Here is a 12,182-nt window from a genome sequence, read left to right on the forward strand (position 1 = left end):
GAGCACGAAAAAGACTTCGGCTCCAGTACGTCGCTAGCTGCCTGGAGATCGACGGATATCAATCCCGTCCCGGCTCGAATACCGGAGAATAGCTTCGCGACTTCGACTACGAGCGAAATCAGTTGTCGACGAGCGATTCGAGTTCGCCGACGACCTCCGGGTTCCGGAGGGCGCTCGTGTCGCCGGGGTCCTCCCCGTTCGCGATCGCCTCGAGGTACCGTCGGAGGATCTTCCCCGAGCGCGTCTTGGGAAGTGCGCTCGTGAACGTGATCTCCGTCGGGACGGCGACGGGGCCGATGGCGTCCGCGACGCCCTCCCGCACCCGTGTTCGGAGGTCGTCGTCGCCGGCGACGTTCGCTTCGGGACTGACGTAGGCGTGGACGGTCGACCCCCGCAGTTCGTCGTCCCCGCCGACGACGGCGGCCTCCGCGATGCCGTCGATGGCGACGATGACCGACTCGATCTCAGTCGTCCCGAGGCGCTTGCCGGAGACGTTGAGCACGTCGTCGAGTCGGCCGAGCAGGCTGACGTAGCCGTCGTCGTGTCGCATCGCGCTGTCGCCGGTCGCGTAGCGCCAGCAGTCGACGCTCTCCGTCACGTGTGTCGGTCGTGCCCACTCGGTGCCGTCACAGAGCGACCTCGGCTGTCCCGGCCACGGTTTCGTCACGACCAACTGCCCCGTCTCGCCGTCGGGTAGTTCCTCGCCGAGTCCGTTGACCACCGCCATCTCGACGCCGGGGAGCGGTCGACCGACGACGCCGGGTCGCATCGCGTCGACTGCGGGCAGCGTCGACAGCATCATGCCGCCGGTCTCGGTCTGCCACCACGTGTCGACGATGGGGCACTCCTCGTTGCCGATCTCCTCGTAGTACCACCGCCACGCCGTCTCGTCGATCGGTTCGCCGACCGTCCCGAGCAGGCGCAGACTGGAGAGGTCGTAGTCTGCGAGGTGGTCAGCCCCCCACTTCATGAACGCCCGGATCGCGGTCGGTGCCGTGTAGAAGACGTCGACGGTGTTGCGTTCGATGATCTTCCAGAACCGGTCTTTCTCCGGTTGGTCGGGCGTCCCCTCGTAGAGGACGGTCGTCGCGCCGAGCGCGAGCGGGCCGTAGACGACGTAGGAGTGACCCGTGATCCACCCGATGTCGGCGGTACACCAGTGGGTGTCCTGCGGTTCGAGATCCAACACGGCGTGGCTCGTCCACGCGACGTGCGACAGATACCCCCCCGTCGTGTGGCGAACCTGCGTCGGTTCGCCCGTCGTCCCCGAGGTGTAGATGTAGAACAGGAGGTCGTCGGCCGCGCGCTCGACCGGGTCGACGGTCTCGCCGTCGTGGGCCGCGAGCAGGTCGCAGTACCGTCGGTGGTCGCCGAGATACCGCTCGTCACCGAGGCGGTCGACCACCACCTGCGTCGTCTCGTAGGGGACCGAGAGACAGGCGTTGTCGGCCTTGCTCAGTAGGTCGACGGCGTTACCGCGACGGTAGTAGCCGTCGCAGGTGACGACCACGTCCGACTCGGCGCGCTCCATCCGTGTCGCGAGCGCGTCTGCGGAGAACCCCGCGAACACCACCGAGTGGGGCGCGCCGATACGCGCACACGCCAGCATCGCCACGACCAGCTCGGGGATGACCGGCATGAACAGCGTGACGACGTCGTCTGCCTCGACTCCAAGGTCGCGCAGTCCGGCCGCGAAGGCGTTGACGTCCCGATGCAGTTCACGATACGTCTTCGTCCGGGTCTCACCGAGTTTCCCCTCCCACTGTATCGCCGTCTGGTTCCCGCGCCCGGCGTCGATGTGGCGGTCCAGACAGTTCGCCGACGCGTTGAGACGGCCGCCGGGGAACCATCTGACGCCGTCGCTGTCGCCGCTGTCGTCGATTACCGACTCGGAGGACTGCGTCCACGTCAGCAGGTCGGCGGCGCGCCGCCAACAGTCCGGCCACTCCGTGTCGAACGTCTCGTAGACGGTCGGGTCGGTGACGTTCGCCTGCTCGACGAACGATGGTGGAGGGGCGATCCGGTCGTCCATCCGCGACTGGCCCGTCGCGGTCTCGTTCCTCCCGTCGCTCATTCGTGGTTGGACTTTGGCAAGGGTTCTCAAAGTTGTTTGCCCCGAACCGTTCATTCGACGAGGCGAATGGGTAAGGGTGGCTTCGGTCTGTCGGGTCGTCAGGGAGACACACCACTATCGAAGTGAAGCGTCTCGCGTCAGTCAAGATAGAGTAGTTCCCCCTCCCCCACCGCTCCGTTGCCTTTCTCTCTCCGGCGTCGACGTTCTCTCAACGCCCCGCCAGATTTAATACCGTGCTATCGGTTGTCGTTCGTAATGGTTGATGAACGAAGTAATCGTTCGTTAGCGAATTTCGACCGACGGACGTTCGTGAGCGGGTTGGCTTCGCTGGCCGCGGCCTCCACCTTCTCGCTGAACGTCGCCGCCGAGACGGCCACACAAGTGACGACGGGTGACGACTCGACCGTCCAGACGCTCACGTCGCCGGATGGTCGCGTCGAGGTGACCGTCGACGTCGCCGACGGCGTCCCGACGTATCGCGTCGCGTACGACGGGCGGACTGTCGTCGACGACTCCGTACTCGGCTTCGAGTTTCAGCGTCAGGCGCCGTTCGACGCGGACGTGACGGTCACCGGCACCGAGCGAACCACTGTCGACGAGACGTGGACCCCGGTCTGGGACCAGTACGACGAGATCCGCGAACACTACGAGGCGCTCCGCGTCGGCCTTCGCGAGGCAGGGGCCGCGGAGCGTGCGCTCACGCTCGAACTGCGTGCGTTCGACGACGGCGTCGGCTTCCGATACGTCTTCCCCGAGGAGAGCGGGTTCGGCGACTTCACGATCAGTTCCGAACGTACCGAGTTCGCGTTCGCGGGCGACTACACCTCGTGGTGGATCCAGAACGACTTCAACAGCTACGAGTACGAGTACACCGAGTCGCCGCTGAGCGAGGTCGGAGAGCGGAGTCCGTTCGGCGGTGCACACACGCCGATGACGATGCAGGCCGCCGAGGACTGCTACGTGAGCGTTCACGAGGCGAACCTCGTCGACTACGCGGCGATGGGCGTCGAACCGGTCTCGGCGGGGTCGACCACCTTCGAGTCGACGCTGGCACCGCTGCCGGACGGGACGAAGGTGACGGCGTCGGCGCCGCATCGGACGCCGTGGCGGACGCTCCAGGTGGCCGACTCGCCGGGCGGACTCGTCGAGTCGAGTCTCGTCGTCAACCTCAACGAGCCGCGCGACCCCGCGGAGTTCCCGCAGGGGACCGACTGGATCGAACCCCAGAAGTTCCTCGGCGTCTGGTGGCTGATGATCACGGGGCGTGCCGACTGGGAGTACACGGGGGCGGAGTCGGGCAACCACGGCGCCCAGACCGGGCGGATGAAGCGCTACATGGAGTTCGCCAGCGAGCACGGCATCCCGAGCGTGCTCGTCGAGGGGTGGAACGAAGGATGGGACTCCTACCCCGGCGACGGGAGTACGATGGACTTCGACGACACCTACCCGGACTTCGACATCGAGGCGGTGACCGAGTTCGGCCGCCGACTCGACCCGCCGGTGGAGATGACGGCCCACAACGAGACCGCCGGAAACGTCTCGAACTACGAGTCGCAGTTGGACGACTCCCCGAACGCCTTCGCCGATTACGACGACCTCGGCATTCGCTCGATCAAGACGGGCTACGTCGCCGACAGTGGCGTCTCCATCGACGGGACGACGTACAACCACCACTGTCAGCCGCTGGTCAACCACCACTACCTCGTCTACCGCGAGGCGGCCAAACACCGACAGATGCTGGAGGTGCACGAACCGATCAAACCGACCGGCGAACGGCGGAGCTACCCCAACGTGATGACTCGCGAGGGCGTGCTCGGCCAGGAGTACGACTCCTTCGGGACGGTCAGCCCCTCGCACCACGTGACGTTCCCCTTCACGCGGATGCTGGGCGGTCCCGTCGAGTACACGCCGGGTATCTTCGACATGGACTCGGGGTCCGGCGGCATCGAGACGACGCGCGCGAAACAGCTCGCGATGTACCCGACCTACTTCAGCGGCCTGCAGATGGTCGCGGATCTCCCGAGTTCCTACCTCGCGGAGCAGGACGCCGAGGCCGACGTCGGCGAGGTGCTGCAGGCCGAGTTCGCCGACCGCGACGGACTCGCGCGGGCGGCTACGTGGGCGAACGCACAGGGCGGGCGGTACGTCGAGTTCGACCCCAACACCGTCGAGACGGGGTCGAGTCTCTCGTGGACGGTCTCGGACGTCGACGAGGCGGGCGACTACGACCTGCAGTTACGGTACGCCAGCGACAGCGAGAACAACGCCGTCCCGGCGGACACGCCCCGGACGGTCACCGTCGCCGTCGACGGTGAGCAGCGCACTCGGCTCACGCTCTTGCCGACCGACTACTGGGACGAGTGGACGACCGTCGCCACGACCGTCTCGCTCGACGCCGGCGACACCGAAATCGCGCTGACGCTGACCGGCGACGACACGGGCGGCTTCAACCTCGATTCGGTGGCGCTGACGCCCGTCGGCGAGTCGATGCCGACGCCCGCGACGGAGCCGACTCGGGGATCGACGGTGCCCGCCTTCGAGTTCGTCGAGGACGTCCCGGCCGCCGGCTGGGACGACACGACGGTGCTCGACGCCGAGATCGGCGGCTACATGGTCACCGCACGGCAGAAAGACGACGTCTGGTACGTCGGCGCGATGACCGACGAGAACGGGCGTGCGCTCGACGTCCCGCTCGACTTCCTGCGTCCGGGTCGAAACGGCGCGAACGGAGACGCCAAGGGATCGAACGGCACGACGGGCAACGGCCGCGGACCGAAGGGGCCGAAGTACGTCGCCGAGATCTACTCGGACGGCGTCGACGCCTCCTTCGACGAGAACCTCACCGACGTCCGGATCGACGAGGTGCTCGTCGACCCGAGCACGACGATCCTCGCGTCGATGGTCGAATCCGGCGGGACGGCGATCAGACTCCGGCGAGCGACGGGGACGGAGATCGCCGACCTGCCGACCTACGAGCGACCGACGCAGGACCTCTCGGTCGACGTCGACGACGAGGCGTTCGTCAAAGAGCAGTTCGTCACGGCCACGGGGTCGAACGACAGCGACTACGTCGGCGGGACGACGGTCGAGCTACTCCTCGACGGAGAGCTGTCGGCGACGACGAACGTCCGCTTCCCGCCGAACACGACCGAGGAGTCGACTACGCTCTCGTACGCCATCGACGACCCGGGGACGTACGAGCTGACCGTCCGGACGGCAGACGGGACGACGCTGGCGACCGAGACGGTGACGATCGAGCCGCCGGTGACCGTCGCCTCCGTCGCCGACCCGCAGGGTGACGACGACGGCCCCGGCGCGTACACCTACCCGACGAACGACGCGTTCCGGCCCGGTGCGTTCGACCTCCAGTCGTTCACTGTGGCGCAGACGCCGAGTCTCTACGAGTTCACGTTCGAGGTCGAGACCCTCTACAACGCCTTCGGGAGCGGCCGCGGCTTCTCGCCGCAGCTGTTCGTCGTCTGGGTTCGCGACCCGACGAAGGAGGGCGGCAGCACCGAGAGCCTCGACGACCTCGGGGCGAACGTCGACTTCGAGCGGCCGTGGCACTACCGTCTGGAGATCAGCGGGTTCACCAAGAGCGCGGTGACGTCGAGCGGTGCGCCGCTCACCAGAGACGACGGCTCTGCCGTGTCCGTCGCCGAGAGCGTCGACGCGTCGGCCGGAACCGTGACGACGAGCCTCGACCGCGAGGCGTTCGACGGCGTCGACGCCGCCGACCTCGAGGTCGTCGCGATGGTCCAATCAGAGGACCGCGGCAGTCTCCGACCGGTCGCCGAATCCAACGCCGGCTACGTCTTCGGCGGCGCGAAGGCCGACGCGGTCGACCAGGCGCCGCTCGTGATGGACCTCGTCACGCCCGACGGCGTCTCACAGGCCGACGCGCTGGCCTACACGAGCGGTCAGCGGGCGACGCTCCCGTTCCGAGAGTTGTAGGCGCACGACTCCGCGGATCGGAGGTCGATGCGAAAGCGACCCCTCGACGGGAGGCCTTCCGGGGAACTATCGGCGAACGAACTTTTGTCCGCAGAAGTCCTCCGGACACCCGGGTGCACGATGGCTATCTGTGAAAGCAGTATCCGAAGCGGGTGGTGGTCGCATCGTTCCCCTGGACGACCGGATAGCGGTCTCGAAAGGACGTCGAGGACAGTGAAACCGCACCTACCGGACGACTCGGTTACGGCGGTTCGGGGAGAGCGTCTACGACTGCGGCCGTGGAGAGAGGTCAGCACCGTCTCGTCACGACCCGCTTCGGGAGGAAGGCCACCGTGAGCGTCGTCCTCGCCGAGATTTCGCTTCCGAGTGACTCGCTTCAGCTCGGAGAGGTTCTCAACGACTACCAACCCGTCCGGATCGAGTTGACACAACTCGTTCCGACGGGTGAGATGCTAGCGCCCTACTTCTGGGCAGAGGCGGAGGACTACGCTGCGTTCGAGGAGTCGGTGCGTCGCGATCCTCGAGTCGGGAGCCTCAGAGAGGTCAACGTCGGCCCCGGCAAGCGGCTCTATCACATCGAGTGGGCCGACACGCTGAACAGTGACGGGTTCCTCGGAGCGGTTCGCAGCCACGACGTCATCGTCGAGTCGGCCGTCGGAACCGACGACGCGTGGCAGTTCAGGTTACGGGCCGCCACCCACGAGACGCTCGCGTCGTTCCAGCAGGCGTGTACCGACAACGAAGTGCCGCTGACCGTCCACCGCGTCAGCGAGCCGGCGTCGGACGCCTACGACTTGGACGGTCTCACCTCGAGCCAGCGAGAGGCACTCGTCGTGGCGAACAGACGCGGGTACTTCGAAACCCCGAGCAAAGCCTCGCTCGAGGAGATCGGCGACGAGTTGGGGATCACGGCGCAAGCCGCCTCGAAACGCATCCGCAACGGTGTCGAGACGCTCGTCGCGAACGCCGTGTCCGTCGATTGACCGATCGTCACGTCGGATTCTTATAAACACGTAGTCACGTCAACCACGGCGCGTTTCGGTATTACTACCGTCGATACGTGTGACTGGGCGCAAACGCGCCGCAGGATATCCAATGACAACTGACGACACCGCGTTGGTGACAGTCGACCGCTTCTCCGAGGAGGCGTTCGACCTCCTCGCTCACGAGCATTGTCGGCGTCTCCTCGTGGCGCTCGCCGGTTCCGATCAGGGGGCCGAACACGGCGTCGCTTCGGACTGGATCGTCGACCCCGTCGACGACTCGGACCTCCTCGAGAGAGGGCGCTGCTACGACCACCTCTCGAGACTCGTCGACGTCGGAGTCGTCCAGTGGGACCGCGAGACCGACACCATCACTCCTGGCGAGCGGTTCGACGAACTGGCTCCGTTGTTCGCTCGTCTCGCCTCTCGGCGTTCGCTTTCCGACGCAGCGCCACCGACCGACTGTTCGCTGGACGAGGTGTTCGACGCACTCGGTCACCCCTTCCGACGATACGTTCTCCGCTTCCTCGCTGACCCGACGGCCCCTCCAGACCGGGAATCAGAGCATCCAGACTGCGAGCCAGAGTCGTCTCACGCGGGCATCGACGACGACCCCGACGTCCTCGAACGCAAACTCAGGTGCGTCCACCTCGACGCACTCGACGACTACGGGTTCGTCGACTGGAACCCGCAGACGAACACCCTCGCTCGCGGCGAGAACTTCGAGGAAGTGGCGGCCGTCCTCGAATTCGTCGCGGAGAGCCAGGAGGACGGCCGCGGCAACGACAGCATCGAAGAGTTCGACTGGACATCGACTGGTACTGGGGTCGAGTACTAGCCACGCGGACCCGGTCGCTGCTCCCGCTTCCTGTCTCCGACACCGACAAGAGCATCCTGGCGCACTTTCTGACGTTCGAACTCGAACCGTTCACAGAGATTCGAGGAGGAAGCCCCCGACTTTAGTCGTGATAGGAACCCGACAACAGACTACCATCCACCAGCAATGGAAGGCTGACTCCCAAACGTGTATAATAGTCACCCTCGTATGTGAAGTTGCGATGGAGGTTAAGCGAACCGTCCCCGTCAAACTCGACGTACCCGACGAGCGACGGGATGACCTCCATCAGACCATCGACCAGTTTAATCGCGCCTGCAACTACACCGTCGAACACGGTCGTAACGGTGACGGCTACCTCATTCTCAACAGGTCAAAGATACACGACAAGGTGTACTACGACCTTCGAGACGAGACAGACCTCCCCGCAAACCTCTGTGTTCGTGCGTACTCAAAAGCCGTCGAAGCGATGAAGTCCACTGTGGCTGAGTGGAAGAAAGGTAACAGCCGACCACTTCCACGCTTCAAGCAACCATCTGCCGTCTACGACAAGCGTACGCTGACTATCAAAGACAGGTCAGCCACGCTTTCGACCATCAACGGCAGGGTCGCAGTCGAATATGTCATCGGGGACTACCAACGGTCCTACCTCGATGACGACGACTACGAGAGGCGGATGGGGACGTTGCACTACCGCGGGGATGACGACTCATTCTACCTCCACATCGTCCTCCTGAAAGAGGTAGAAGAACGCGGTGGCAACCGCGTGATGGGCGTCGATTTGAACTAGAAGAACGTTGCCGTGACCAGCACGGGACGCTTCTTCGATGGTGGCGAACTACTGTGGGGACAGAACCACTACTTCCGAGTCCGCCGTAGCCTCCAAGACAAAGGCACTCGTTCCGCGAAGCAAGCACTCGCGCGACTGTCGGGACGAGAAAACCGCTTCGTCTTGGACCGCTTGCACACCATTTCTCGGCATCTCGTTGAAGAGGCTCGTTCCCACGACTGTTCGTATATCGCCGTCGAAAATCTAACACACATTCGGAACCGAATGGGCAACGGACACGACCGTATCAAACGCCAAATGCACCAATGGGCGTTTCGAGAACTGCAAGAACTACTCGCATACAAGGCATCTGAGTACGGCATTCGAGTCGAGCTGATCCCGCCTGCGTTTACGAGTCAGACGTGCTCTCGGTGTGGTCACCAATCGAGTACGAATCGGGACTCGAAGACGGGATGGTTCGAGTGCAACGAGTGCGGTCAAGAATACGACGGCGACTACAACGCAGCCAAGAATATTGGGCTGCGACTACTAACTGTACCCGAGGGCAAACGCCCCTCGGGGTTGGGCGACGGTCATCTCGCCCTCAAGAGCGGGACGCTGAACCTGAATGGCGATTACACTGCCTACGACATTGCGTCGTCAGAAGGGGAGTCCCACGCTCAAGCCCACGACTTCAGTTGTGGGTAGATGACGCTGTTCGAACTCGGTCTCGTCTCACTCGCCGTCCTCGTCTGGTGGGCCGACGACCGGCCGGGAGTGCGGACGCTTCTGAGGCTGGTTGTTCGGCGGTGACTCTCGGGAAGACGACGGTCACTCGGTCACCGTGTCGTAGGTCGCGTGACCCCACCGTCGGCGTCGCGACGGAGTCGTTTTTGTGCGCTACGTCTCGCGGCGAGGCGACGACACCGACTGTGTGAGCGAGTTGAGCGCGTTCTCGGCCGCCACGTGTGGATTATCCCGATACGTGTAGAGTTCGACCGTGACGAACCCGTCGTATCCGATGTCGTCGAACGCCTCGAACACCGATTCGAAGTCGAGATCGCCGAGACCGGGGATCAGGTGGTAGTGTTTCCCTCGGCGCCCACCTGCGATGTCTTCGACGTGAACCCCCGTGATGTGACCGGCCGTCTGGTGGATCGTCTCGGCGAGGTCTTCACCGTACACCGCTGCGTGGCCGATATCGAGATTGACGCCGAGCGACGACCGATCGACGTGCTCGACGAGATCCAGCGTCTCGGCCGTGTTCTCGATCAGCAGCTCCGGTTCGAACTCGATGCCGATGTCGACGTCCCGCGGCTCGGCGTAGTCCAGTAGTTCGTGCAACGAATCGACCAACGTGTCGTACGCACGGTTCGGGGGGTTCCCTGGGAGTGCACGCCCCGTCGTGACACACACTGCGGGAGAGCCAGTCTCGGCCGCGAGGTCGATCGCCCGCTTCGTGTACTCCAGACGCCACTGTCGCTGCTCGTCGTCGTCAGTGACGAGGCTCGGTTCGAAGAACGGCGACGGTGGCGCGTCGTCGTAGTACCCCATCGCCGTGTTCGCGTTGACGTTCGACACGGCGACCCCCGTCTCGTCGAGTGCCGACAGCAGTTCGGCGCGCTCCGCGTCGGTGAACTCCGGAAAGAACGCGTGTGGCTCGTCTGCGAGCAGTTCGACACCGTCGTACCCATGTGCGGCGATCTGCCGAACAGCCTCCGGAAGCGAATCGGTCCCACCAAGCGAAGAGCCGTCGTCGAGGGGACGCCTTTCTCAGTCGTCCGCTTCCTCACCCGACCCCGTCTCCACGATCTCGATCCCGGAGACAGTGGGGTTCTCCGCTTCTCGCAGGAACCGAATCTCGATCATCCCGTTCTCGGCGGTCACTTCGAACGACTTCATCGCGCCGACGTCGTGACCGTGTTCGACGAACGGTTCGTAGTTCGAGAGCACTTGCTCACCGTTGATTGCGACGCCGAACGTCCGTGGACCACCTTCGCTGTACGGTTCTTCGTACGCTCGGCCAGAGTCGTCAGCCGTGAAGTACGCCTCGAGGAAATACAGCCGCACTTCGTAGTCACCACTCTGTTCGACCGGGAAGCGCCAGACCATCTCCTCGGCCTGTCCGTTGCCCGCACGATCGAACCGATAGGTCTTGAAGACGGCGTCCGAAACATTGGGTGGAACGTTCCCCTCAGTCGTGATGTTGTCCGGCGTCGACTGCACGACGGTGTCGCTCGCACGCGAGTTCAGATACGGCGATGGGTTGTTGTCGGTGTCGGCTGCCCACGCGGGACCGCTGTCGTTCGCACTGACGTTCTGTCCTCCGACGTTGACGCGGTGGACGACCTGTGCGCTCGTGTTCGTCGTGTTGTTGGTTTGATTCGCCGTTCCAGCGGCTGGAGTCGACGTGGATGACGTCTGCTCAGCAGTAGCCGTACTTTCGGTCGGTGACTGCTGTGTCGACGTGGGTGTAGACTCACCGCCGCTTTCAGTCGTCGGGGCTGCTGTTGGCGTGGTCTCGACCTCGGGTGTCGACGCCGAGTCGCCGTCCGCGGCAAGCCCGCCGAACGGGGTCGCAGGAACACCAACGACGAGAAGCACACCTGCGAAGAAGAAGAGTCCGCCGACGCCGAGTAAGACCCATTGAATTCGACCCTGTGCCCGTTGCGAGTTCGACGAAGAACGCAACCACTCAAACATAGCGGCCGGTTGTGGTTGGACCATGATATACGTCTCGGCCTATCGCCGAAAGTAGCCCGCTCAGAGCGTTCTCGAACTGACAGGAATAACTGTTGGAACACTGTGAAGTCTTCGTCATTTGGTACAAAGAGTGTCTCATCAAGGAGGAGTCTGCCCGCGTCCCTGGACACAGTTCGTTTCTTTCTTGCAACTCTGTGGGTCGAATTTGCGTCCACGTCATCTTGCCACTCCCTAAAAGAGGACCGAGCCGCCGAAACAGACACCAACTCACCGAAACAGTCGTACCCTATTCTATTGCTCGAAAGAGAGTCTGCTCAATGCAAATGATGGAAGAGTTGACTGGATTCCAGCGCGATATCTTGTATGTAATCAGTGGAATTGAGGAGCCGTACGGACTTGCGATCAAGGACGAACTCGAGAACTACTACGAACACGAAGTGAATCACGGGCGGTTGTATCCCAACCTCGACACCCTCGTCGAGAACGACTTCGTCGAGAAGAGTGCACTCGACCGACGGACTAACTCCTACACCCTCACGGAAAGCGGTCGTCACGCTCTCGAGTCTCGACGAGAGTGGGAAGATCAGTACGTCCAAACGGCCTGACTTCACGCAAGAAAGCAGCAGCGTTATTCCATGGGTGTGAGCCGATTGCGTAACTCACCGCCGCATTCGGGACAGCTCTCCGGTTTCGTGTTCGCGGTCGTCACGGCGCCACAGTCGAAACACTCGTACTCCGATTCGGCCGCCGGGTCGTAAGCAACGTCTCTCATACGCATCTGTATTATCGGACCGCGGCAAATATTCGTAGCCGTTGAGTACTGAACCGAGCTAAGGAGGGGTGGTTGAATAGTGAACTACCAAT

9 protein-coding genes and 1 pseudogene are annotated in these 12,182 nt (G+C 63.6%); 6 read left to right on the forward strand and 4 right to left on the reverse strand.

Features of this window, described 5'->3' with window-relative positions; translation table 11 throughout:
- Nucleotides 1-118 precede the first annotated feature (118 nt).
- Nucleotides 119-2,074 (reverse strand): acetate--CoA ligase, encoded by a 1,956-nt coding sequence (gene acs, locus EOHIBHHM_RS08970; protein ID WP_497256645.1) that lies wholly within the window; start codon nucleotides 2,072-2,074, stop codon nucleotides 119-121.
- Between the two features lie 255 nt (nucleotides 2,075-2,329).
- On the opposite strand from acs, the gene EOHIBHHM_RS08975 reads away from it, so the two are divergent.
- The 5 genes from EOHIBHHM_RS08975 (at nucleotide 2,330) to EOHIBHHM_RS08995 (ending at nucleotide 9,323) form a co-directional block, all read left to right on the forward strand.
- Nucleotides 2,330-6,028 carry a glycoside hydrolase family 97 N-terminal domain-containing protein gene (locus EOHIBHHM_RS08975; protein ID WP_497256647.1) on the forward strand — a complete coding sequence of 1,233 codons (3,699 nt, stop codon included), beginning with the start codon at nucleotides 2,330-2,332 and terminating at the stop codon, nucleotides 6,026-6,028.
- A 332-nt stretch (nucleotides 6,029-6,360) separates the two neighbouring features.
- A complete protein-coding gene (locus tag EOHIBHHM_RS08980; RefSeq protein WP_497256648.1) occupies nucleotides 6,361-7,011 on the forward strand; it encodes a helix-turn-helix domain-containing protein in 651 nt (216 codons plus the stop codon).
- 112 nt (nucleotides 7,012-7,123) lie between these two features.
- On the forward strand, nucleotides 7,124-7,849 hold the full coding sequence (locus EOHIBHHM_RS08985; RefSeq protein WP_497256650.1) for a hypothetical protein: 726 nt from the start codon (nucleotides 7,124-7,126) through the stop codon (nucleotides 7,847-7,849).
- A 220-nt stretch (nucleotides 7,850-8,069) separates the two neighbouring features.
- Nucleotides 8,070-8,636: a hypothetical protein gene (locus tag EOHIBHHM_RS08990; protein ID WP_497256652.1), complete on the forward strand. Its 567-nt coding sequence runs from the start codon at nucleotides 8,070-8,072 to the stop codon at nucleotides 8,634-8,636.
- A gap of 12 nt (nucleotides 8,637-8,648) precedes the next feature.
- Entirely contained in the window at nucleotides 8,649-9,323 is a 675-nt protein-coding gene (locus tag EOHIBHHM_RS08995; RefSeq protein ID WP_497256654.1) for an RNA-guided endonuclease InsQ/TnpB family protein, read from the forward strand.
- A gap of 192 nt (nucleotides 9,324-9,515) precedes the next feature.
- Here EOHIBHHM_RS08995 and EOHIBHHM_RS09000 read toward each other — a convergent pair.
- Both EOHIBHHM_RS09000 and EOHIBHHM_RS09005 read right to left on the reverse strand, forming a co-directional pair.
- Nucleotides 9,516-10,343, reverse strand: a pseudogene (locus tag EOHIBHHM_RS09000) (sugar phosphate isomerase/epimerase family protein); the annotation flags it as partial.
- Nucleotides 10,344-10,388: 45 nt separating this feature from the next.
- Nucleotides 10,389-11,318 carry a malectin domain-containing carbohydrate-binding protein gene (locus tag EOHIBHHM_RS09005; RefSeq protein ID WP_497256656.1) on the reverse strand — a complete coding sequence of 310 codons (930 nt, stop codon included), beginning with the start codon at nucleotides 11,316-11,318 and terminating at the stop codon, nucleotides 10,389-10,391.
- Between the two features lie 326 nt (nucleotides 11,319-11,644).
- Between EOHIBHHM_RS09005 and EOHIBHHM_RS09010 the strand changes: the two genes are divergently transcribed.
- Nucleotides 11,645-11,923 (forward strand): PadR family transcriptional regulator, encoded by a 279-nt coding sequence (locus EOHIBHHM_RS09010; RefSeq protein WP_497256961.1) that lies wholly within the window; start codon nucleotides 11,645-11,647, stop codon nucleotides 11,921-11,923.
- 23 nt (nucleotides 11,924-11,946) lie between these two features.
- On the opposite strand, the gene EOHIBHHM_RS09015 is transcribed toward EOHIBHHM_RS09010, so the two are convergent.
- Nucleotides 11,947-12,096, reverse strand: a complete 150-nt coding sequence (locus EOHIBHHM_RS09015; protein WP_497256658.1) for a rubrerythrin-like domain-containing protein — start codon at nucleotides 12,094-12,096, stop codon at nucleotides 11,947-11,949.
- Nucleotides 12,097-12,182: the final 86 nt, after the last annotated feature.

The organism is Halogranum roseipondis, assembly GCF_059695585.1.